Consider the following 19,889-nt stretch of genomic DNA (forward strand, 5'->3'; position numbering starts at 1 on the left):
GCGAGGGGCAGAGCCCCTCGCCTTTCCCAGTCCCGCGCCTCCGGCGCGAGGGGCAGCGCCCCTCGCTTCTGTCTTCCCGCGCAGCCCGATCCGTCGCCTGCCGCGCCTAGCGCGCGCCTTTGCGGGCCCGGCGCAGCAGCATGTCGCGCTTGAGCTTGCTCAGGCGGTCAAAATACATCCGCCCTTCCAGATGGTCGATCTGATGCTGCACCGAGGTGGCCCAGAGCCCGACCAGATCGCGCTCCTCGGTCTCGCCCTCGGCATTGAGGAAGCGCACCGTCACCGCACGCGGACGCTCGATCTTGGCCGAAACGCCGGGCAGGTTCGGGCTTGCCTCCTCGTGGCTGCGCAGCTTGACGCTGGCATGCAGCACTTCCGGATTGGCCATGCGCAGCGCCTGTCCGCGCGTGTCCGAGGCATCGACCACCGCCAGCCGCAGCATCACGCCGATCTGCGGCGCGGCAAGGCCGACGCCGGGCATCGCCTCCATCGTGTCGATCATGTCGGCCCAGACCGCGCGGATCTCGTCGGTGATGGCCGCCACCGGCTGCGCGGGGGTGCGCAGCCGCGCGTCGGGCCAGGGCAGGCAGGGCCGCGCGGTCATGGCAGCGCGCCGTAATCCGCCATCAGCGCGGCGCGGGTCTCGGGCTCCAGCCGGTCGAAATGCACCAGCCCGTCCAGATGGTCATATTCATGCTGCGCCACGATGGCCTCGGCCCCGTGCAGGTCCACCTCCTGCGCCGCCCCGTCAAGGTCGGTATAGCCCAGCCGGAGGCGGGCGGCGCGGCGGACCTGCGCGGTCACGCCCGGGATGGACAGGCAGCCCTCGGGGCCCACCGCCGTTTCCTCCGACATCCACAGGATGCGCGGGTTGATGCAGGCGCGCGGCGTCATCTCGCCATCTTTCCAGCCCGCATCCATCACGAAGACGCGGAGCATCGCCCCCACCTGCGGCCCCGCAAGCCCGCGTCCGGGCGCGTCATACATGGTTTCGAACATGTCGCGGATCAGCGCGTCCAGTTCGGGGCCCGGCACCGCAGGGCCACAGGGCTGGCTCAGCCGCGGGTCGGGCCAGCGCAGGATCGGGCGCAGGCTCATACCCGGGCCCGGTCGCGTTTCAGCTTCACCATCTTGCGGGTGATCAGCTGGCGTTTCAGCGGGGTGAGGTAATCGATGAACAGCTTGCCCTCCAGATGGTCGATCTCGTGCTGCACGCAGGTCGCCCAGAGCCCGTCAAAGGTTTCGGTGCGGGGATTACCGTCGCGGTCGATCCATTCCACATCCACCACCTTGGGGCGCGTCACCTCGGCATATTGATCGGGGATCGACAGGCAGCCTTCTTCATAGACGTTTTTCTCGTCCGATCCGGCCAGAACCCGCGGATTGAACATCACCAGCGGGCGCGGCGTCTCGCCGATATCGGGCTTCATGCAGTCCAGCACGATGAGCCGCTGCAGCACGCCGATCTGCGGCGCGGCCAGCCCGATGCCCGGCGCGTCATACATGGTGTCCAGCATGTCATCCGCCAGACGGCGCAGATCGTCCGACAGGTCGGGGACAGGGTCGCTGACCTTTTTCAGGCGGGGGTCGGGATGGATCAGGATGGCGCGTTTCATGGCGTGTCACTTAGGCAAATCCTGCGCCCTGCGCAAGCTTCCGGGGCTTGCGTCCCGCGCCCCGCCGGGTAGCGTCTGCGGCAGAGGAAAAAAGGACCGCAGACCATGACCAGCCGCTTTGACGAGGTGATCGACCGCACGGGAACCCATTGCGCCAAATGGGACAAGATGGAGGCGCTGTATGGCGTGGCGCCGCAGGACGGGCTGGCCATGTGGGTGGCCGACATGGATTTCCGCCCGCCCGAGGTGGTGCAGGCGGCGCTGCAGCAGATGCTGGATCACGGCATCTACGGCTATTTCGGCGATGACGCCGCCTATCTGGAGGCGATCCGCTGGTGGATGGACACGCGCCACGGCTGGGATCTGGATCCGGCCCATGTCTTTACCACGCATGGGCTGGTGAACGGCACCGGCCTTTGCGTGCAGGCCTATACCGATCCGGGCGACGCGGTGGTGCTGTTCACCCCGGTCTATCACGCCTTCGCCCGCGTCATCACCGCTGCGGGCCGCGAGGTGCGCGAGCTGCCGCTGGTGCAGCAGGATGGCCGGTATCAGATGGATTTTGCCAGCTATGACGCGCGGATGACCGGGCAGGAAAAGCTGCTGATGCTGTGTTCGCCGCACAATCCCGGGGGCCGCGTCTGGACCCGCGAAGAGCTGCAGGCGGTGGCGGAGTTTGCCGAACGGCACGATCTGGTGCTGGTGTCGGACGAGATCCACGCCGATCTGGTCATGCCCGGCCATCGCCACCTGCCCATGCCGGTGGCCGTGCCCGAAAGTGCCGCGCGGCTGGTGATGATGACCGCCACCACCAAGACCTTCAACATCGCCGGATCCCATACCGGCAATGTCATCATCCCCGATCCGGCGCTGCGGGCGCGGTTTGCCGCAGTGATGGGCGGGCTTGGCATTTCGCCCAATTCCTTTGGCCTGCACATGGCCACCGCCGCCTACAGCCCCGAAGGCGCCGCTTGGGTCGACGAGCTTTGCGCCTATCTCGACGGCAACCGGCGGCTGTTCGACGCCATGGTGAACGAGATCCCCGGCCTGCGTTCGATGCCGATGGAGGCCACCTATCTGGCATGGGTCGATTTTTCCGGAACCGGCATGGCGCCTGCGGATTTTATCGCCCGCGTCGAACAGGGCGCGCGCATCGCCGCCAATCACGGCACCACCTTCGGATCGGGGGGAGAGGACTTTCTGCGGTTCAACTTCGCCACCCCCCGCGCCCGCGTCGAGGAGGCCGGACGGCGCCTGCAGGAGGCCTTTGCCGATCTGCAATGAGGCGACGGGGCGAGGGGCTCTGCCCCTCGCGCTGGAGGCGCGGCACTGGGTAAAGACGAGGGGCTCTGCCCCTCGCGCTCCCCGGGATATTTTTGCCAAGAAGAAGGGGACGGGAGACGGCGCGCGCGCTTACTGGCGGGGCGGGCGCGGGCGGTAGACCGGGATATGCCAGCCGAAGGCGAGGCTGCTGGCCCGCAGCGCAAAGGTGACCCCGGCGCAGAGCAGCGCGGCGAAGCCCGGCGCCAGCCCCAGCGCCGTGGCGGTCCAGAGCGCCAGCGCGCCCCCCAGCGCGCAGGTGGCATAGGGTTCGCCCTGTTTGAGCAGCAGCGGCACCTCGTTGGCCACCACGTCGCGCAGCAGCCCGCCAAGGCAGCCGGTCATCACCCCCATGACCAGCACCACCGGAGCGGGGGCGCCTTCGGCCTGTGCGATGCCCGCGCCTGCCGCCACCGCCACCGACAGCGCCACCGCATCCAGCCAGATCAGCGTGCGGTAGCGGCTTTCCAGCAGATGTGCGGTGAAGAAGACCAGCAGCGCCGCCCCGGTGGCCACGCCCAGATACAGCGGTTCGGCGATCCAGAACACCGGATGGCGGTCCAGCAGCAGGTCGCGGAAGGTGCCGCCGCCCATGGCGGTGAGGTTGGCAAGAAAGGCGAAGCCCACCACGTCAAGCTGCGCGCGGCTGGCGACCAGCGCCCCGGTCAGCGCGAAGATCAGGACCGAAGCGAAATCGAGCAGCGCGGCAGCGGCCATCGGCTCAGGTCTTGAACGGGGCCATGCCCGCGCGGGCCAGTTCATCCGCGCGTTCGTTTTCGGGATGGCCCGCATGGCCCTTGACCCATGTCCAGACCACCTGATGGCGCTTCTGCGCCTCGTCCAGCCGCTGCCACAGTTCGGCATTCTTCACCGGCTTGCGGTCGGCGGTTTTCCAGCCGTTCTTCTTCCAGCCGTGGATCCAGCCGGTCACGCCGTTCTTGACATAGGCGCTGTCGGTGACGACCGTGATTTCTGACGGACGGGCGAGGCATTCCAGCGCGCTGATTGCGGCCATCAGCTCCATCCGGTTGTTGGTGGTGGCGGCTTCGCCCCCGGAGAGTTCGCGTTCCTTGACCACGGCATCGCCCTCGACGGCGCGCAGCAGGACGCCCCAGCCGCCCGGGCCGGGATTGCCGGAGCAGGCTCCGTCGGTATAGGCAAAAATTCTGGTCATCCGCCTGCCCTAGCCGTGCCGCGCGGGGGGCGTCAAGGGGCGCGGGATCACGTCACCACGCCCAGTCCCAGACAGGCCACCACGGCCAGCGTCATCGGCACGCGCAGGCGCAGCCACCAGCCCGGCGCCAGCCCCCAGCGTGCGAACTGCCAGTCGAGCAGCAGCACGCCCAGAAAGCCGAAGATCAGGTTCAGCGCGGCGGAAACCGGGCCGCCCCCCACCATGAAAAAGGCCCAGAGCGCCGGGATCACCGACAGGCCGTAGCCCACCGCCGCCTGCCCGCCCGAGACCGGCGCGCGGGCGGCAAAGCCCCAGAGCACGCCCGACATGAAGGCAAGGATCACCGTGCCATAGCTCAGCTGCACATAGGGCGCCACGAAGCGCCCGCCAAGCGTGGTCAGCGCGGCTTCGTAAAGCGGATCCGACAGCGCGGTGGCCACCCCCCAGACGAAGGGCAGCAGACCCGCAAGGGCAAGCAGCAGAGCGGCGCGGGGGACGGGCATGGCGGGGCTCATGGATCAGGCGGGCACGCGCAGCACGCGCGGCACCTTGAATTCCACATCCTCGCGCGCGGTTTCCACCATGTCCACGGTCAGATCGTAGCGGTCGCGGAAGGCCTGCACCACCTCGTCGATCAGCACCTCGGGGGCAGAGGCGCCCGCCGTGACGCCGATGCTGCGGATGCCCTCCAGCGCGCGCCAGTCGATGTCCGTGGCACGCTGCACCAGCTGCGCATAGGCGCAGCCCGCGCGCCGCGCCACCTCGACCAGCCGCTTGGAATTGGAGGAGTTGGGCGCCCCCACCACCAGCAGCGCGTCGCAGTCGGGCGCGATGGCCTTTACCGCCTCCTGACGGTTGGTGGTGGCGTAGCAGATGTCTTCCTTGTGCGGGCCGATGATCGCGGGAAAGCGCGCCTGCAGGGCCGCCACGATTTCCGAGGTGTCATCCACCGACAGTGTGGTCTGGGTGACAAAGGCCAGCCGCGCGGGATCGCGCACCTGCACCTGCGCGACATCCGCCACGGTTTCCACCAGCAGCACCTCGCCTTCGGGAAGCTGGCCCATGGTGCCGATGGTTTCGGGATGGCCCGCATGGCCGATCATGATCATCTGCAGCCCGGCCTCGTGGTGGCGCTGCGCCTCGATATGCACCTTGCTGACCAGCGGGCAGGTCGCGTCCACATAGACCATCTCGCGCCGCGCGGCTTCGGCGGGCACGGCCTTGGGCACGCCATGGGCGGAAAAGATCACCGGGCGGTCGGGCGGGCAATCCTCCAGCTCTTCGACAAAGACCGCGCCCTTGGCGCGCAGCCCGTCCACCACGAATCGGTTATGCACGATCTCGTGCCGCACATAGACCGGGGCGCCCCATTTCTGCAGCGCCAGTTCGACGATCTTGATGGCACGGTCGACACCGGCGCAGAAGCCGCGCGGCGCGGCGAGGTAAAGGGTCAGGGCGGGTTTGGTCATGGCGGTCTCCTGTCCGGCAACAGGTAGGCAAAAGGACGCGCCGGGTCCAGTGCCCGGCGGTCAGCCCAGCGTGAGCGCGGTCAGCCAGGCCAGAATGATGTAGCGCCCGGTCTTGGCCAGCGCCACCAAGGCCACGAACAGCCAGAGCGGCGTGCGCATGATCCCCGCGACCACGGTGAACCCGTCCCCCAGCGGCGCCCAGCTCAGCAGCAGCGACCAGACGCCCCAGCGGGCATACCAGCCTTGCGCCTTTTCCAGCTGCGCCTCGGTCACCGGGAACCAGCGGCGGTGGCGGTAGCGTTCCAGTCCAAGCCCCAGAACGTAATTCACGACCGATCCCAGCGTGTTGCCGATGCTGGCCACCAGCACCAGCAGCCACAGCGCCTGCGTGCCGCGCAATTGCAGCCCCACAAACACCAGTTCCGACTGGAACGGCAGGATCGTGGCGGCCCCGAAGGCCGCGAGAAAGAGACCGCCTAGCGCGGCGGTCTCAGCAAGCATGCGGAAGGAGCCTCATCCCCATAAGGTTCCCCTTCCCGTCGCTCAGTTGCCCGAGCTTGCAACCTCGAAGTTGCGCTCCGCCTGCTGTTCGCGCGGCGGACGACCGATGACTTCGCGCAGTTCGTCAAGCTCGATGAAATTGTCGGCCTGACGGCGCAGTTCGTCGGCGATCATCGGCGGCTGACTGCGGATGGTGGATACCACCGACACGCGCACGCCCTGACGCTGAAGCGATTCGACGAGCGGGCGGAAATCGCCATCCCCGGAGAAAAGCACGATGTGATCCACGCGCGGCGCAAGCTCCATGGCATCGACGGTCAGTTCGATGTCCATGTTGCCCTTGACCTTACGGCGGCCCTGGCTGTCGGTGTATTCCTTCGCGGGCTTCGTCACCATGGTGAAGCCGTTGTAGTGCAGCCAGTCCACCAGCGGACGGATCGGGGAATACTCGTCATTTTCCAGCAATGCGGTATAGTAGAAGGCGCGAACCATCTTGCCGCGGCGCACGAATTCCTGACGGAGCAGTTTGTAGTCGATGTCGAACCCGAGCGCTTTTGCAGCGGCATACAGATTCGATCCATCGATGAACAGCGCGAGCCGTTCGTCCTTGTAAAACATCAAATGTCCTTTCGAGCAAATGGGCGCCTGCGGTCCGTGAGTGAGTGAAATATCCGGCACCCTGTCAGCAAACAGTAAAGTTTTTGGTCAAGGTTTCAAGCTGACCAATATTGCCTCATGGATACCTTATTTATGCCAAAAGAACAAGAAATCCTCATCGCTTTGGGATCAAATCTCGGGTCCGAGATCGGGGATTCCGCCGCCACGCTGAAGGCGGCGCTGGCGGCGCTGCACCGGCGCGGGCTGGCGCTGCGGCGCTGCAGCCGGATTTACAAAACGCCGTGTTTTCCGGCAGGTGCGGGGCCGGACTATGCCAATGCCTGCGCCGTGCTACATAGTGCCGAAACGCCTGCGGGGGTGCTGGATCTGCTTCATGCGACCGAAGCGGAATTTGGCCGACAGAGGATCACGCGCTGGGGCAGCCGGACGCTGGATCTGGACCTGCTTGGCATCGGCGAAATCGTGCTGCCTGACGCAACGACACAGGCGGCGTGGCGCGCGCTGGATGTGGCGGAACAGGCGCAGCGCGCTCCGGCGGAGCTGATCCTGCCCCATCCAAGACTGCAAGACCGGGCTTTCGTTCTTGTGCCGCTCTGCGATGTGGCCGCAGGCTGGCGGCACCCGCTGCTGGGGCGGTCCGTGGCAGAGATGTGTGCCGCCCTGCCCGCCGCCGATCGCGCCGCGGTGGTGCCCCTGCAGGACGCGGCACCGTGATCGCTTTCGCCTTGTCTTCCTGACCCTGCCGCGCTAAACGTGCCCTTTCTGACGGACAACCCCGAAGGTGATCTCCCATGGCCCGTGTGACGGTAGAAGACTGCGTCGACAAGGTTCCCAACCGCTTCGAACTGGTGATGCTGGCGGCCCATCGCGCCCGTGAACTTACGGCGGGCGGACATCTGACCGTGGACCGGGACAACGACAAGAACCCCGTTGTCGCGCTGCGCGAAATCGCCGAGGAAACCCAGTCCGCTGACGAGCTGCGCGAACGGCTGATCGAGTCGAACCAGACCCAGATCGAAGTCGACGAGCCCGAAGAAGACAGCATGGCGCTGCTGATGGGCTCCGAAACGGACAAGCCCGCCGAAGACGACATGTCCGAAGAAAAGCTGCTGCGCGCTCTGATGGAAGCTCAGGGCGAAAACTGAGGCGCGGCCCAGCAGATGCGGGCCGGGTAAGGATAGGCGCCCATGATCGCGGCGGAAGACCTTGTTGCACTGGTCCGCAACTACAATCCCAGAACCAACGAAAAGCTCATCCACGAGGCCTATGACTTTGGCCGCCGGATGCATGACGGGCAGTTCCGGCATTCGGGCGAGCCCTATTTTACCCATCCCGTGGCGGTGGCCGCGATCCTGACCGAACAGCAGCTGGATGATGCCACCATCATCACGGCGCTGCTGCACGACACGATCGAAGACACCCGCGCCTCCTATTCCGACATCCAGCAGCGGTTTGGCACGGATGTGGCGGATCTGGTCGATGGCGTCACCAAGCTGACCAACCTGCAGCTGTCCAGTTCCGAGACCAAGCAGGCCGAGAATTTCCGCAAGCTGTTCATGGCCATGTCCAAGGATCTGCGGGTGATCCTCGTGAAGCTGGCGGACCGGCTGCACAACATGCGCACCATCAAGGCGATGCGCCCGGAAAAGCAGGTGCAGAAGGCGCGCGAGACCATGGACATCTACGCCCCGCTGGCGGGCCGGATGGGCATGCAGTGGATGCGCGAGGAGCTGGAGGATCTGGCCTTCCGCGTCCTCAACCCCGAGGGGCGCGCCTCGATCATCCGGCGCTTCATCAACCTGCAGAAAGAAGCGGGGGACGTGATCCACCGCATCACCGGCGACATGCGCACGGAGCTTGAGGCCGCGAATATCGAGGCCGAGGTATTTGGCCGCGCCAAGAAGCCCTATTCGATCTGGCGCAAGATGCAGGAAAAGGGCATGGGCTTTTCCCGGCTTTCCGACATCTACGGCTTTCGCGTCATCACCCGGTCCGAAATGGACTGTTACCGCGCGCTTGGCGTGATCCACCAGCGCTGGCGGTCGGTGCCGGGGCGGTTCAAGGATTACATCAGCCAGCCCAAATCCAACGGCTACCGGTCGATCCACACCACCGTGTCGGGCCGCGACGGCAAGCGGGTAGAGGTGCAGATCCGCACCCGCCAGATGCATGACGTGGCCGAAACCGGCGTGGCGGCGCACTGGTCCTATCGCGACGGCGTGCGCACCGAAAACCCCTTTGCCGTGGATCCGGCGCGCTGGATCGCCTCGCTGACCGAACAGTTCGACGCCGAGGAGGATCACGACGAATTCCTCGAGGCGGTGAAGCTCGAGATGTATTCGGACAAGGTGTTCTGCTTTACCCCCAAGGGCGATGTGGTGAAGCTGCCGCGCGGGGCGACGCCGCTGGATTACGCCTATGCCATCCACACCCGCATCGGATCGGCCTGCGTCGGCGCCAAGGTGGACGGCATCCGCGTGCCGCTCTGGACCCGGCTGAAGAACGGCCAGTCGGTGGAGATCATCACCGCCGAAGGCCAGACCCCGCAGGGCACATGGCTCGATATCGCCACCACCGGCAAGGCGCGCACCGCCATCCGCCGCGCGCTGCGCGAGGCCGGGCGCGAGCGCTTCATCAAGCTGGGCGCGGAACTGGCGCGGTCAGCCTTTGAGCATGTCGGCAAGAAAGCCACCGACAAGGTGCTGGAAAAGGCCGCCAAGACGCTGCGGCTGGAAAACGCGGGCGAGGTTCTGGCCCGGCTCGGCAGCGCCGAGATCACCTCGCGGCAGGTGGTGCATGCGGTCTATCCCGACCTGACGCCCTCGGACGAATCGCAGGTGGAGGCGCATCGCGCCGTCATTGGCATGGAGCCGGGCACCGGCTTTACCCGGGCGCGCTGCTGCCAGCCCCTGCCTGGAGAGCGCATTGTGGGCATCACCCAGCGCGGCAAGGGCGTGTTCGTGCATGCCATCGACTGCGAGGCGCTGGCCGGTTTCGAAGACCAGCCCGACCGCTGGCTGGATCTGCACTGGGCCGAAGGCACCCACCCCGCCGCCTATGACGTGACGCTTGAATTGACCATCGGCAACGACGCCGGGGTGCTGGGGCGCATTTGCACCTTGATCGGCGAGCGGTTGGCCAATATCTCGGACCTGCACTTCATCGACCGGAAACCGGATTTCTTCAGACTGCGGATGGATATCGAGCTGAGGGACGCGGAGCACCTGCATTCGGTGATGTCCGCGCTCGATGCCGAAAGCGATGTGGCGTCGGTGAGCCGCAGGCGTGATCCATCCCTAACGGCGGTTGCGACCGCTGCGGAATAGAGGGGGCAAGGCGCCTTGGTCTTCAAGCGCCGCGACAGACGGCCGGTCTGGAAGATCGTGCTCCAGTTCTTCTGGCCGCGAGGTGGCTGGGGGCGCGCGGCGCGTTACATCCAGCATCGTCTGCATCGCCTTCCCGATTCTCCTGAAAAAATCGCCCGCGGCATCTTTGCCGGGGTCTTCACCACCTTCACACCGTTTTACGGGCTGCACTTCATTGTCGCGGCCACGCTGGCCTTTCTTGTGCGCGGCAACATCCTTGCCGCCCTGCTGGGCACGTTTTTCGGCAATCCGCTGACCTATGTGCCCATCGGCATCGTGGCGCTGGAGACGGGGAATTTCCTGCTGGGCATCGACCGGCGGTCGCCGCACCACGGCTCGCTGCTGCAGAAATTCGGTGATGCGGGACAGGGCCTGTGGGACAATCTTTGTGCGATGATCGCGGGCGAGCCGGTGCATTGGGACCGGCTGCTGACCTTCTATCACGAGGTGTTCTACCCCTATCTGATCGGCGGCATCCTGCCCGGCATCGTGGCGGGGCTGGTCTGCTATTACCTGTCGGTGCCGGTGATCCGCGCCTATCAGAACCGCCGCAAGGGCGCGCTGAAAAACAAGCTTGCCGCGTTGAAAAATCGCAAGAAACAGGCTGACGGCGACGGCGGCGCGGACTAGGCTCCGGGCCATCGCAACCCGGAGCTTTGCCATGACCACCTTTGCGGGCCGCCTTCGTCTGGGCGTCAACATCGATCACGTCGCCACCGTGCGCAATGCCCGCGGCGGCGCCTATCCCTGCCCGCTGCGCGCCGCGCAGGTGGCGCAGGAGGCGGGGGCCGACGGCATCACCGCGCATCTGCGCGAGGACCGGCGCCACATCTCCGACGCCGATATCGACGGGCTGATGCAGGTGCTGACCGTGCCGCTGAATTTCGAGATGGCGGCGACCCCGGAAATGCAGGCCATCGCGCTGCGCCACAAGCCGCACGCGGTCTGCATCGTGCCCGAAAAGCGCGAGGAGCGCACCACCGAAGGCGGGCTTGACGTCGCGCGCGACGAAAACCGGCTGGCGCATTTCATCGCGCCGCTGCGCGAGGCAGGCAGCCGCGTGTCGATCTTCATCGCCGCCGACCGCCCGCAGGTGGAGGCCGCGCATCGCATCGGCGCGCAGGTCATCGAACTGCATACCGGCGCCTATTGCGACCTGCATGCCGAGGGACGGCTGGAGGAACGCGACGACGAACTGGCCCGCCTGCGCGACATGGCACGCTTTGCCCATGATCTGGGGCTGGAGGTCCATGCGGGCCACGGCCTGACCTACGAGACGGTGCAGCCCGTCGCCGCCTTTCCCGAGGTGATGGAGCTGAACATCGGGCATTTCCTGATCGGCGAGGCGATCTTTCGCGGGCTTGGCCCGGCCATCGCGGAAATGCGCCGCATGATGGACGAGGCGCGGACATGATCCGCGCCGCAGCCATGGCGCTGGCGCTCTGTGCCGCATTGCCCGCCGCCGCAGCAGAGGTCACCGACTGTGACCGGCCCGAAGCCAATGTGCGCAACCTTGCACGGCCCTTCGCCAGCGCCACCCGGGAATTTGCCAATGGCGACGTGGCGCTGGTCTCGCTGCTGCTGGAAGAACCCGCCTGCTGCGGTGCGCATCTGGTCGTGACCCTGCCCGATCCGGAAATCGGCTACGGGCTCTGCCGCTTCGTCACCAGCGATGACGGGCTGGGCTGGTCCTCGCTGGATCTGGTGGGCGCGCAGGCGCGCTATGACCCCGCGACCGGGCTGCAGATCGCACTGCCGGGCCAGCGCTACGAAGGCACGGGGTTTGTCCCCTTCACCCTGCACCTGACCGTCAATCAGGCGGAGTCGCGGGTGGAGGCGCGCGAGGAGTGATCCTTGGCATCGGCACCGACCTTGCGAATATCGACCGCATCGCCGCAACGCTGGACCGGTTCGGCGACCGGTTCCGCAACCGGGTCTTCACCGACACCGAACAGCGCAAGGCCGAGCGGCGGCATGACGTGGCGGGCACCTATGCCAAACGCTGGGCCGCCAAGGAGGCCTGTTCCAAGGCGCTTGGCACCGGGCTGCGCATGGGCATCGCGTGGCGCGACATGGCGGTGTCGAACCTGCCCACCGGCCAGCCGGTGATGCAGGTCACCGGCTGGGCGCAGGAACGGCTTGCCGCCATGACCCCGCCGGGGCACGAGGCGATCATCCATGTGACCCTGACCGACGATCACCCATGGGCGCAGGCCTTCGTGGTGATCGAGGCACGGCCCCTGCCACCCGCCTGACGCGGGGCACGGCGCGGTGAGCGCGCGGCAGCCCGGCTTGACTCCGCCCCGCCTGCCGCCCATGAAGCCTGCGAAACAAGGCACAAAGGGGCAGGGGTCCATGGCAAAGGCAGAGAAATCGGGCGGCGGGATCTGGGAAACCGTCAAGACGGTGTTCTGGGCGCTGATCATCGCCGGGGTGTTCCGCTCGCTGTTTTTTCAGCCGTTCTGGATCCCCTCCGGGTCGATGAAGGACACGCTGCTGATCGGGGATTTCCTGTTCGTCAACAAGATGTCCTATGGCTATTCCTATGCCTCCTGCCCCTCGGTCTATCTGCCCGCCTTCGGGGTCGACATCGACGCCAAGGACATCTGCGGCTGGATGGACGGCGACAACACCCGCATCTTCGGCTCGGAGCCCGACCGGGGCGACGTGGCGGTGTTCCGCCATCCGGTGACCGGGCGCGATTTCATCAAGCGGGTGATCGGCCTGCCCGGCGACCAGATTCAGGTGCGCAACGGCGTGCTGCACATCAATGTCGTCCCCGTCGAGATGGAGCGCAACGGCACCTTCACCGAAACCGCCGCCCCGCAGGGTCCGCAGCAGCTGCGTCCGCGCTGCGAAAACGGCCCCGTCGGCGATGGCGGCGTCTGCGAAAAATCGCGCTGGACCGAAACCCTGCCCAATGGCGTGGCGCATGACGTGCTCAACATCGCGATGCAGGGGTCGGACAACACCCCCGTCTATACCGTGCCCGCCGGGCATTACTTCATGATGGGCGACAACCGCGACAATTCCTCCGACAGCCGGGTGCCCAGTGCGGCGGGCGGCGTGGGCTTTGTCCCGTTCGAGAACCTGATCGGCAAGGCCAACCGGGTGGTGTTCTCGTCGGCGGGCAATTCCATGCTGTATTTCTGGACATGGCGCGGCGACCGCTTCTTCGAGAAGATCCAGTGAAACGGTCGGCCGAGATCACGGCGCTCGAGACGCGGATCGGCCATCGCTTCGCCCGGCCAGAGCTTCTGCGCCGGGCGGTGACGCATTCCTCGATGTCCGGTCCCGGGCGCGAGGACAACCAGCGGCTGGAATTTCTGGGCGACCGCGTGCTGGGGCTGGTGATGGCCGAGGCGCTGCTGGCGGGCGACCGCGCCGCCTCCGAAGGCCAGCTGGCGCCGCGCTTCAACACACTGGTGCGCAAGGAGGCCTGCGCCGAAGTCGCGCAGGCGATCGATCTTGGCGCCGCGCTGAAGCTGGGCCGGTCCGAGATGATGTCGGGCGGGCGGCGCAAGCAGGCGCTTCTGGGTGACGCGATGGAGGCGGTGATCGCCGCCGTCTATCTGGATGCCGGGTTTGACGCGGCCCGCGCCGTGATCCTGCGGCTTTGGGGCGACCGCGTGGCCGCCGTGGACACCGACGCGCGCGATCCCAAGACCGCGCTGCAGGAATGGGCGCAGGCGCGGCGGATGCCGCCCCCCGCCTATGTGGAAACCGCGCGCACCGGTCCCGACCATGCGCCCGTTTTCACCATCGAGGTGCAGCTTGCCTCTGGCGAGACCGCCACCGCCACCGCCGGATCCAAGCGCAAGGCCGAACAGGAGGCCGCTGCGGCCCTGCTTGAACAGGTCTCCGCCGGTGAGTGACCCCGGCGCACCGCGCCGGAGCATCAGCGCCAATGCGCGCGGCGCGGGGTTCATGGTTCTGGCCATGACGCTGTTTGCGGTCGAAGACAGCCTGTTCAAATCCGTGGCCCCTGCCCTGCCCCCCGGCGAGGCGACCACGATCTTCGGCCTGTCGGGCCTGCTGATCTATGCGGTGCTGACATGGCGCGCGGGCGAGCCGGTGTTTCACCCCGACATGATCCGCCCCCGCCTGCTGCTGCGCACCGGGTTCGAGATCATGGGGCGGCTGTTCTTCGCGCTGGCGCTGGCATGGACCTCGCTTTCCGTCACCTCGTCGATCCTGCAGGCCGCGCCCTTGGTGGTCACCGCAGGCGCCGCCTTGCTGCTGGGGGAAAAGGTCGGGCCCCGGCGCTGGATCGCCATGACCGTGGGCTTTGCGGGTGTGCTGCTGATCCTGCGCCCCACGCCGGAGGCCTTTCGTGTCGACGCGCTGCTGGCGGTGGCGGGGATGGTGGGCTTTGCCATGCGCGACCTGTTCACCCGCGCAGCACCACCCGCCGTCTCCTCGCGCCAGCTGGGGATCTTGGGCTTTGCCGTGGTCACCGTGGCGGGCCTGCTGCTGCTGCCGCTTGACCCTGCCCCGCCGCGCCTGCCCCTGCCCGCCGAATGGGGCCGCCTGCTGCTGACCGGCGTGGTGGGGGTTGCCGCCTATACCGCGCTGACCCGCGCCATGCGCAGCGGCGACGTGTCGGTGGTGGCGCCCTTCCGTTATTCGCGGCTGCTGGTGGCGCTGGTCTTTGCCTTCGTGTTCTTCGGCGAACGGCCTGACCTCTGGACACTGGCGGGCGGCGCGCTGATCGTGGCCAGCGGGGTCTATACGCTTCTACGGGACACACGCACTGGTCCGCCGCCTCCGGATGCTGTAAAGCCCGTGGATCATCAGAACCGGGAAGCCCCCAAATGACCACACGCGCCGGATTCGTCGCCCTGATCGGAGAGCCCAACGCGGGCAAATCCACCCTGACCAACCGCATGGTGGGGGCCAAGGTGTCGATCGTCACCCACAAGGTGCAGACCACCCGCACCCGCATCCGCGGCGTGGCCATGGAAGGCGACGCGCAGATCGTCTTTGTCGACACGCCGGGGCTGTTCCAGCCGCGCCGCAGGCTGGACCGCGCCATGGTCGCCGCCGCATGGGGCAGCGCCTCGGATGCCGATGTCATCGTCCTGCTGGTCGAGGCGCATCGCGGGCTGGTCGAGGGTGTGGAGCGCATCCTTGCCACGCTGGCCGACCAGCTGCCGCGCGGCGCCAAGGTGGCGCTGGCCATCAACAAGATCGACCGCGTCAAGGCAGAGTCGCTGCTGGCGCTGTCGCAGGCGCTGAACGACAAATACCCCTTCGCCAAGACCTTCATGATCTCTGCCGAACGCGGCTATGGCGTGGATGACCTGCGGCAGTGGCTGGCGAAAGAAGTGCCCGAAGGCCCGTGGCTTTACCCCGAAGACCAGATCGCCGACCTGCCCATGCGCATGATCGCGGCGGAAATGACCCGGGAAAAGCTGACGCTGCGTCTGCATCAGGAACTGCCCTACCAGCTGACGGTGGAAACCGAACACTGGCAGGAACGCGATGACGGCTCGGCCCGCATCGATCAGGTGATCTATGTCAGCCGTGACGGCCACAAGGGCATCCTGCTCGGCCATCGCGGCGAGACGATCAAGGCGATCAGCCAAGCCTCCCGCGCCGAGCTGGAGGAGTTTCTGGGCCGCAAGGTGCATCTCTTCCTGCAGGTGAAGGTGCGCGAGAACTGGCTGGAAGAGGCGGAGCGCTACAACGAGATGGGGCTGAATTTCCGCGACGGAAATGCCTGAACCCCGTCTTGTAACCCATGTCTGGGTTGGCGCCTATCTGCGCCACCTGTCTCTGGCCGACATTCCCGCCTATGTGACCGCGCGTGGCGATGCCACGGCGGGCGCCGTGCTGGTCAAGCTCGCCACGCTGGACGGTCGGGCCCGCGCCTTCGTGCGCGAATGGGATCTGGTGCTGGACAGCCGCCGCTGGACCGTGCTGGCCGAAGGGCCGGAACGCGAGGTGGATGCCGCCGTGACCCGGCAGCGCAGCTTTGACCCCGATCTGTGGGTCATCGAGATCGAGGACCGTCAGGGGCGGCACCTGCTGGAGGGGATGGACGGCTGAGCCACTGCCCCAGCACCACCAGCGCCCGCCCCGCGCTCCAGAAAGCCGCGCCAAGCCCCAGCACCCACAGCCCGACGGCGGGCCAGCCGATCAGCGACGGATCCACAAAGAAATATGGATGCCGCCCGTCGATCTCGCCCCGGATCAGCGCATAGGCGACATAGATCGCGGGCCATGACAGCCACCAGACCGCATGGCGGGGCGCCAGACCCCGTTTCGGCGCAAACATCATCCACCACAGCAGCGTCAGCAGCGGCACCACCGTGTGCTGCCCCGCATCGGCCAGACGGCGCAGCCCCTCCAGCTCGCGGGCCAGCAGCGCGTGATAGACGATGCCGACAATGCCGATCCACAGCACCAGACCGGCCAGCCAGCTGTCGCGCGCCCGCCAGCCCAGGGCGATGGCGGCACAGCTCAGCCCCAGCAGCAGATTGGTCAGCACGGTGAAATAGCGCCCCATCCGCCAGCTTTCGACCCAGAACGTGCGGCCCGGCCAGCGCTCCAGCCCCAGATACAGCTGCAGCGCCAGCGACCCCAGCGCAAGGGCAGCGATCAGCGCGGCGGTCAGCCGGTAAAGCACGGGGGTCATCATCATCATCCCGCAATTCCGCCCTGCCGCGCGCGCAAGGTCAAGCCTCTGCGCGCCCGCGCCGCATCACCGTCGCGTCAGGCTGGACGCCGCGCCGCCCAGCCCCCAGAGTGCCGCCATGGACTGGCGCGACACCGGCATTCTTCTTTCGGCCCGCAGGCATGGCGAAAGCTCGGCCATTCTCGACGTGTTCACCCCCAGCCGCGGGCGGCACATGGGGGTGATGCGCGGCGGCGGCTCGCGCAGGCTGGCGCCCACGCTGCAGCCCGGCGCACAGCTGGATCTGGCATGGCGCGCCCGGCTGGAGGATCAGATGGGCAATTTCTCCGCCGAACCGCAGCGGTCAAGGGCCGCCATCGCCATGGCCGATCCGCTGGCGCTGGCGGGGCTGCAGGCGGTCTGCGCGCTGCTCGGCTTCTGCCTGCCCGAACGCGAACCGCATCCCGCCCTATATGCCCGCACGGAATCGCTGCTGGATCTGCTGGGCCAGCCCGAGCTCTGGCCGCTGGCCTATCTGCGCTGGGAACTGGCCCTGCTGGAGGAGATGGGCTTTGGCCTTGACCTCGCGGCCTGCGCGGTCACCGGCGCGACCGAAAGGCTGGCCTATGTCTCGCCCCGCAGCGGGCGCGCGGTATCGCGGCAGGGCGCCGGGGACTGGGCCAGCCGCCTGCTGCCGCTGCCGCCGGTGCTGCGGGGCGAGGGCGCGGCCCCCGATGCCGAAATCGTGACGGCGCTTGGCACCACCGGCCATTTTCTGGACCATCACATGGCCCGCGACCTGCGGGACCGCCCCCTGCCCGCCGCCCGCGCCCTGTTTGTCGACCGGCTGGCGCGCCGGGCGTCGCATGGATAACAGGCAGCCCCCGCCATCTGCCCCGCGGCATCTTCCCTGTCCGGGCAAAGCGCGCTAGGTATCGGCCATGCGCTGGACCATACCCAACATCCTCACCGCGCTCCGCCTGCTCGCTGCGCCGGGTCTTGCGGTGATGTTCCTGTATTTCCAGCGCCCATGGGCGGACTGGTTCGCCCTTACGCTGTTTGTCGCCGCCGCCGTCACCGACTGGTTCGACGGCTATCTGGCGCGGCTCTGGGGGCAGGAATCAAAGCTTGGCGCCATGCTCGACCCCATCGCCGACAAGGCCATGGTGGTGATCGCGCTGATGGTCATCGTGGGCTATTCCTCCATGTCGCCTTGGCTGGTGCTGCCCGCCACCTTCATCCTCTTCCGCGAGGTGTTCGTGTCGGGCCTGCGCGAATATCTGGGCGACACGGCAGGCACGCTGAAGGTCACGAAGCTGGCCAAGTGGAAGACCACGCTGCAGATGATCGCCATTGCCACCCTGTTTGCCCAAGGCATGTTCGAACATTACCTTGCCCTGTCGCTGGACGGGATCGACCCCGCCGCCGCGGCGCAGGTGATGGAGGGGGACGCCCCCGACACCCACGGCCTGCGCTGGAAGGAAACCGGCATGGAATGGGCCGGCCATCTGGGGCTGACCCTGCTCTGGATCGCCGCCGCGCTGACGCTGGTCACAGGCTGGGATTACTTCACCAAGGCGCTGCCGCATCTGAGGGAGGACCGCTGATGGATCTGCTCTATTTTGCATGGGTGCGCGAACGCATCGGCCTGCCCCGCGAACGCATCGACACGCAGGCCGCCACCGTCGCCGAACTGGTCGACGAACTGCGCGCCCGCGAGGACCGCTATGCGGCGGCCTTTGCCGACCTGTCGGCGCTGCGCGTGGCGCTGGATCAGGATCTGGCCGATTTTGACGCGCCGCTGGCCGGGGTGCGCGAAGTGGCGTTCTTTCCGCCGATGACGGGGGGCTGATCCATGCGGATCGTCGTGACCGAGGCCCCCTTCGACTTCGGCGCCGAAGCCGATGCCTTTGCCAGCGGCCGCACCGACATGGGCGCCGTGGTCACCTTCACCGGCACGGTGCGCGACGGCACCGGCACGCTGGCGGGGATGGAGATCGAACATTACCCCGGCATGACCGAACGCGCGCTGGAAAAGATCGCCGAACAGGCGCGCGCCCGCTGGTCGCTGGGCGACGTGCTGGTGATCCACCGCTACGGGCGGATGGGACCCGGAGAGCGCATCATGATGGTCGCCACCGCCGCGCCGCACCGCCGCGACGCCTTCGAGGCGGCGGAGTTCCTGATGGACTACCTCAAGACCCGCGCCCCGTTCTGGAAGAAGGAAAGCGGCACCGCGGGCGAGGCCTGGGTTGCGGCCAAGGACGAGGACGAAGACGCGCTCCGCCGCTGGTGAGCCCGCACCGCTTGCCGCGCCGGGGACGTGGTCATATGATCTGACCAATTCCCGTCAGGATCCTCAAGATGCCCTTCCGACCCGTCATGTCCGAAAAACTCGCCGCCGCGGTGGTGCGCCAGATCGAGGAACTGATCCTGCGCGGCATCCTGCGCCCCGGCGAACGGCTGCCCGCCGAACGCGACCTGTCGGAACGGCTGGGCGTGTCCCGCCCGTCGCTGCGCGAGGCGGTGGCCGAATTGCAGGCGCGCGGCCTGCTGGAAACCCGGGCGGGGTCGGGGATCTTCGTGACCGAGGTGCTGGGCTCGGCCTTTTCCGACGCGCTGATCCAGCTTTTCGCCAATCACGACGAGGCGGTGTTCGATTACCTGAGCTTCCGCCGCGACATGGAAGGGCTCGCCGCCGAACGCGCCGCGACCCATGGCACCGACTCCGACCTCCGGGTGATCGACACGCTCTTCACCCGGATGGAGGCCGCGCATCAGAAACGCAATCCCGCCGAAGAAGCGCAGCTCGACGCGGATTTTCATCTGGCCATCATCGAGGCCAGCCATAACGTCATCATGCTGCACATGATGCGGTCGATGTATCAGCTGCTGCGCGAAGGCGTCTTCTACAACCGCTCCATCATGTTCCGCCAGCGCAGCACCCGCGACGCGCTGCTGGACCAGCACCACGCCATCAACACCGCGCTGCAGGCCCGAGATGCCGCAGCCGCCCGCGCCGCCGTGGCCATGCATCTGGGATTTGTGGAAACGGCGCTGGCCGCCGACCGCAAGGCCGCGCGCGACGAAGACGTGGCCCGCCAGCGCTACGACCGTCTGCACCCGCGCGGCTGATTCGGCGGAAGGGGGCTCTGGCCCCCGCGCGCAGGGCGCGCTCCCCCCGGGATATTTCCGCCAAGAAGAAAC

The 19,889-nt window shown here is 67.2% G+C and carries 28 protein-coding genes; 18 read left to right on the forward strand and 10 right to left on the reverse strand.

The features are described from left to right. Positions 1-106 precede the first annotated feature (106 nt). From def (VK682_RS01010) to def (VK682_RS01020), 3 genes are read right to left on the reverse strand one after another with little or no spacing between them, the layout of a single operon-like run. Positions 107-604 (reverse strand): peptide deformylase, encoded by a 498-nt coding sequence (gene def / locus VK682_RS01010; protein WP_324781319.1) that lies wholly within the window; start codon positions 602-604, stop codon positions 107-109. Continuing rightward, on the reverse strand, positions 601-1,098 hold the full coding sequence (gene def, locus VK682_RS01015) for a peptide deformylase (protein WP_324781320.1): 498 nt from the start codon (positions 1,096-1,098) through the stop codon (positions 601-603). Before def (VK682_RS01015) ends, def (VK682_RS01010) begins: the two co-directional genes overlap by 4 nt. Further along, positions 1,095-1,616, reverse strand: a complete 522-nt coding sequence (gene def / locus VK682_RS01020; protein ID WP_089842327.1) for a peptide deformylase — start codon at positions 1,614-1,616, stop codon at positions 1,095-1,097. Before def (VK682_RS01020) ends, def (VK682_RS01015) begins: the two co-directional genes overlap by 4 nt. A gap of 105 nt (positions 1,617-1,721) precedes the next feature. Between def (VK682_RS01020) and VK682_RS01025 the strand changes: the two genes are divergently transcribed. Then, positions 1,722-2,900 carry a MalY/PatB family protein gene (locus tag VK682_RS01025; RefSeq protein WP_230794700.1) on the forward strand — a complete coding sequence of 393 codons (1,179 nt, stop codon included), beginning with the start codon at positions 1,722-1,724 and terminating at the stop codon, positions 2,898-2,900. A gap of 129 nt (positions 2,901-3,029) precedes the next feature. On the opposite strand, the gene VK682_RS01030 is transcribed toward VK682_RS01025, so the two are convergent. Genes VK682_RS01030 through VK682_RS01055 form a run of 6 tightly spaced genes read right to left on the reverse strand, consistent with a single transcriptional unit; the run spans position 3,030 to position 6,698 of the window. Further along, positions 3,030-3,653, reverse strand: a complete 624-nt coding sequence (locus VK682_RS01030; protein WP_089842335.1) for a trimeric intracellular cation channel family protein — start codon at positions 3,651-3,653, stop codon at positions 3,030-3,032. 4 nt (positions 3,654-3,657) lie between these two features. Continuing rightward, entirely contained in the window at positions 3,658-4,110 is a 453-nt protein-coding gene (rnhA, locus tag VK682_RS01035; RefSeq protein WP_089842338.1) for a ribonuclease HI, read from the reverse strand. 47 nt (positions 4,111-4,157) lie between these two features. Next, on the reverse strand, positions 4,158-4,613 hold the full coding sequence (locus VK682_RS01040) for a DUF3429 domain-containing protein (protein ID WP_230794701.1): 456 nt from the start codon (positions 4,611-4,613) through the stop codon (positions 4,158-4,160). A 15-nt stretch (positions 4,614-4,628) separates the two neighbouring features. Continuing rightward, positions 4,629-5,579, reverse strand: a complete 951-nt coding sequence (gene ispH / locus VK682_RS01045; RefSeq protein ID WP_089842344.1) for a 4-hydroxy-3-methylbut-2-enyl diphosphate reductase — start codon at positions 5,577-5,579, stop codon at positions 4,629-4,631. 60 nt (positions 5,580-5,639) lie between these two features. Beyond that, positions 5,640-6,080 (reverse strand): YqaA family protein, encoded by a 441-nt coding sequence (locus VK682_RS01050; RefSeq protein ID WP_324781321.1) that lies wholly within the window; start codon positions 6,078-6,080, stop codon positions 5,640-5,642. Between the two features lie 42 nt (positions 6,081-6,122). Next, entirely contained in the window at positions 6,123-6,698 is a 576-nt protein-coding gene (locus tag VK682_RS01055; RefSeq protein ID WP_089842351.1) for a LabA-like NYN domain-containing protein, read from the reverse strand. 132 nt (positions 6,699-6,830) lie between these two features. Here VK682_RS01055 and folK point away from each other — a divergent pair, with 132 nt between their 5' ends. The 12 genes from folK to VK682_RS01115 all read left to right on the forward strand — a co-directional run bounded on the left by folK (position 6,831) and on the right by VK682_RS01115 (position 16,114). After that, positions 6,831-7,412, forward strand: a complete 582-nt coding sequence (folK, locus tag VK682_RS01060; RefSeq protein ID WP_324781322.1) for a 2-amino-4-hydroxy-6-hydroxymethyldihydropteridine diphosphokinase — start codon at positions 6,831-6,833, stop codon at positions 7,410-7,412. Between the two features lie 77 nt (positions 7,413-7,489). Further along, a complete protein-coding gene (gene rpoZ / locus VK682_RS01065; RefSeq protein WP_089842359.1) occupies positions 7,490-7,843 on the forward strand; it encodes a DNA-directed RNA polymerase subunit omega in 354 nt (117 codons plus the stop codon). A 42-nt stretch (positions 7,844-7,885) separates the two neighbouring features. Beyond that, on the forward strand, positions 7,886-10,024 hold the full coding sequence (locus tag VK682_RS01070; protein ID WP_230794704.1) for a RelA/SpoT family protein: 2,139 nt from the start codon (positions 7,886-7,888) through the stop codon (positions 10,022-10,024). Positions 10,025-10,039: 15 nt separating this feature from the next. Continuing rightward, a complete protein-coding gene (locus tag VK682_RS01075; RefSeq protein ID WP_089842367.1) occupies positions 10,040-10,693 on the forward strand; it encodes a DUF2062 domain-containing protein in 654 nt (217 codons plus the stop codon). A gap of 31 nt (positions 10,694-10,724) precedes the next feature. Next, complete coding sequence (locus tag VK682_RS01080) at positions 10,725-11,477, forward strand: pyridoxine 5'-phosphate synthase (RefSeq protein ID WP_089842371.1); 753 nt, start codon at positions 10,725-10,727, stop codon at positions 11,475-11,477. Continuing rightward, positions 11,474-11,914 (forward strand): hypothetical protein, encoded by a 441-nt coding sequence (locus VK682_RS01085; protein ID WP_230794705.1) that lies wholly within the window; start codon positions 11,474-11,476, stop codon positions 11,912-11,914. The genes VK682_RS01080 and VK682_RS01085 overlap by 4 nt, the downstream gene beginning before the upstream one ends. Further along, positions 11,911-12,318: a holo-ACP synthase gene (gene acpS / locus VK682_RS01090; protein ID WP_089842377.1), complete on the forward strand. Its 408-nt coding sequence runs from the start codon at positions 11,911-11,913 to the stop codon at positions 12,316-12,318. Before VK682_RS01085 ends, acpS begins: the two co-directional genes overlap by 4 nt. Positions 12,319-12,418: 100 nt before the next feature. Then, on the forward strand, positions 12,419-13,255 hold the full coding sequence (gene lepB / locus VK682_RS01095; RefSeq protein ID WP_324781323.1) for a signal peptidase I: 837 nt from the start codon (positions 12,419-12,421) through the stop codon (positions 13,253-13,255). Continuing rightward, entirely contained in the window at positions 13,252-13,938 is a 687-nt protein-coding gene (rnc, locus tag VK682_RS01100) for a ribonuclease III (RefSeq protein ID WP_089842383.1), read from the forward strand. Before lepB ends, rnc begins: the two co-directional genes overlap by 4 nt. A 52-nt stretch (positions 13,939-13,990) precedes the next feature. Further along, positions 13,991-14,881 (forward strand): DMT family transporter, encoded by an 891-nt coding sequence (locus VK682_RS01105; RefSeq protein WP_324781388.1) that lies wholly within the window; start codon positions 13,991-13,993, stop codon positions 14,879-14,881. Then, the gene (gene era, locus VK682_RS01110; RefSeq protein ID WP_089842386.1) at positions 14,878-15,789 is read left to right on the forward strand and encodes a GTPase Era; all 912 of its coding nucleotides are present in this window, start codon (positions 14,878-14,880) and stop codon (positions 15,787-15,789) included. Before VK682_RS01105 ends, era begins: the two co-directional genes overlap by 4 nt. Further along, positions 15,782-16,114 carry a DUF1491 family protein gene (locus VK682_RS01115; protein WP_230794707.1) on the forward strand — a complete coding sequence of 111 codons (333 nt, stop codon included), beginning with the start codon at positions 15,782-15,784 and terminating at the stop codon, positions 16,112-16,114. Before era ends, VK682_RS01115 begins: the two co-directional genes overlap by 8 nt. Here the strand turns inward: VK682_RS01115 and VK682_RS01120 are convergent. After that, positions 16,059-16,703: a Pr6Pr family membrane protein gene (locus VK682_RS01120; protein ID WP_230794708.1), complete on the reverse strand. Its 645-nt coding sequence runs from the start codon at positions 16,701-16,703 to the stop codon at positions 16,059-16,061. The genes VK682_RS01115 and VK682_RS01120 overlap by 56 nt on opposite strands. A 118-nt stretch (positions 16,704-16,821) precedes the next feature. Between VK682_RS01120 and recO the strand changes: the two genes are divergently transcribed. The 5 genes from recO (at position 16,822) to VK682_RS01145 (ending at position 19,817) form a co-directional block, all read left to right on the forward strand. After that, entirely contained in the window at positions 16,822-17,556 is a 735-nt protein-coding gene (recO, locus tag VK682_RS01125; RefSeq protein WP_230794709.1) for a DNA repair protein RecO, read from the forward strand. Positions 17,557-17,623: 67 nt separating this feature from the next. Then, positions 17,624-18,289 carry a CDP-diacylglycerol--glycerol-3-phosphate 3-phosphatidyltransferase gene (gene pgsA, locus VK682_RS01130; RefSeq protein ID WP_230794710.1) on the forward strand — a complete coding sequence of 222 codons (666 nt, stop codon included), beginning with the start codon at positions 17,624-17,626 and terminating at the stop codon, positions 18,287-18,289. Then, positions 18,289-18,534: a molybdopterin converting factor subunit 1 gene (gene moaD / locus VK682_RS01135; RefSeq protein ID WP_089842402.1), complete on the forward strand. Its 246-nt coding sequence runs from the start codon at positions 18,289-18,291 to the stop codon at positions 18,532-18,534. Before pgsA ends, moaD begins: the two co-directional genes overlap by 1 nt. A gap of 3 nt (positions 18,535-18,537) precedes the next feature. Then, on the forward strand, positions 18,538-18,978 hold the full coding sequence (locus VK682_RS01140; RefSeq protein ID WP_230794711.1) for a molybdenum cofactor biosynthesis protein MoaE: 441 nt from the start codon (positions 18,538-18,540) through the stop codon (positions 18,976-18,978). 68 nt (positions 18,979-19,046) lie between these two features. Next, on the forward strand, positions 19,047-19,817 hold the full coding sequence (locus tag VK682_RS01145; RefSeq protein WP_230794712.1) for a FadR/GntR family transcriptional regulator: 771 nt from the start codon (positions 19,047-19,049) through the stop codon (positions 19,815-19,817). The last annotated feature ends 72 nt before the right edge of the window (positions 19,818-19,889 follow it).

The sequence above is a fragment of the Salipiger marinus genome, assembly GCF_035481585.1.
In the GTDB taxonomy this organism is placed as follows: Bacteria; Pseudomonadota; Alphaproteobacteria; order Rhodobacterales; family Rhodobacteraceae; genus Salipiger; species Salipiger marinus.

Coding starts and splice junctions, on each gene's coding strand:
- def (WP_324781319.1), bottom strand. CDS start 604: ATGACCGCGCGGCCCTGCCTGCCCTGGCCCGACGCGCGGCTGCGCACC.
- def (WP_324781320.1), bottom strand. CDS start 1,098: ATGAGCCTGCGCCCGATCCTGCGCTGGCCCGACCCGCGGCTGAGCCAG.
- def (WP_089842327.1), bottom strand. CDS start 1,616: ATGAAACGCGCCATCCTGATCCATCCCGACCCCCGCCTGAAAAAGGTC.
- VK682_RS01025 (WP_230794700.1), top strand. CDS start 1,722: ATGACCAGCCGCTTTGACGAGGTGATCGACCGCACGGGAACCCATTGC.
- VK682_RS01030 (WP_089842335.1), bottom strand. CDS start 3,653: ATGGCCGCTGCCGCGCTGCTCGATTTCGCTTCGGTCCTGATCTTCGCG.
- rnhA (WP_089842338.1), bottom strand. CDS start 4,110: ATGACCAGAATTTTTGCCTATACCGACGGAGCCTGCTCCGGCAATCCC.
- VK682_RS01040 (WP_230794701.1), bottom strand. CDS start 4,613: ATGCCCGTCCCCCGCGCCGCTCTGCTGCTTGCCCTTGCGGGTCTGCTG.
- ispH (WP_089842344.1), bottom strand. CDS start 5,579: ATGACCAAACCCGCCCTGACCCTTTACCTCGCCGCGCCGCGCGGCTTC.
- VK682_RS01050 (WP_324781321.1), bottom strand. CDS start 6,080: ATGCTTGCTGAGACCGCCGCGCTAGGCGGTCTCTTTCTCGCGGCCTTC.
- VK682_RS01055 (WP_089842351.1), bottom strand. CDS start 6,698: ATGTTTTACAAGGACGAACGGCTCGCGCTGTTCATCGATGGATCGAAT.
- folK (WP_324781322.1), top strand. CDS start 6,831: ATGCCAAAAGAACAAGAAATCCTCATCGCTTTGGGATCAAATCTCGGG.
- rpoZ (WP_089842359.1), top strand. CDS start 7,490: ATGGCCCGTGTGACGGTAGAAGACTGCGTCGACAAGGTTCCCAACCGC.
- VK682_RS01070 (WP_230794704.1), top strand. CDS start 7,886: ATGATCGCGGCGGAAGACCTTGTTGCACTGGTCCGCAACTACAATCCC.
- VK682_RS01080 (WP_089842371.1), top strand. CDS start 10,725: ATGACCACCTTTGCGGGCCGCCTTCGTCTGGGCGTCAACATCGATCAC.
- VK682_RS01085 (WP_230794705.1), top strand. CDS start 11,474: ATGATCCGCGCCGCAGCCATGGCGCTGGCGCTCTGTGCCGCATTGCCC.
- lepB (WP_324781323.1), top strand. CDS start 12,419: ATGGCAAAGGCAGAGAAATCGGGCGGCGGGATCTGGGAAACCGTCAAG.
- VK682_RS01105 (WP_324781388.1), top strand. CDS start 13,991: ATGGTTCTGGCCATGACGCTGTTTGCGGTCGAAGACAGCCTGTTCAAA.
- era (WP_089842386.1), top strand. CDS start 14,878: ATGACCACACGCGCCGGATTCGTCGCCCTGATCGGAGAGCCCAACGCG.
- VK682_RS01115 (WP_230794707.1), top strand. CDS start 15,782: ATGCCTGAACCCCGTCTTGTAACCCATGTCTGGGTTGGCGCCTATCTG.
- VK682_RS01120 (WP_230794708.1), bottom strand. CDS start 16,703: ATGACCCCCGTGCTTTACCGGCTGACCGCCGCGCTGATCGCTGCCCTT.
- recO (WP_230794709.1), top strand. CDS start 16,822: ATGGACTGGCGCGACACCGGCATTCTTCTTTCGGCCCGCAGGCATGGC.
- pgsA (WP_230794710.1), top strand. CDS start 17,624: ATGCGCTGGACCATACCCAACATCCTCACCGCGCTCCGCCTGCTCGCT.
- moaD (WP_089842402.1), top strand. CDS start 18,289: ATGGATCTGCTCTATTTTGCATGGGTGCGCGAACGCATCGGCCTGCCC.
- VK682_RS01140 (WP_230794711.1), top strand. CDS start 18,538: ATGCGGATCGTCGTGACCGAGGCCCCCTTCGACTTCGGCGCCGAAGCC.
- VK682_RS01145 (WP_230794712.1), top strand. CDS start 19,047: ATGCCCTTCCGACCCGTCATGTCCGAAAAACTCGCCGCCGCGGTGGTG.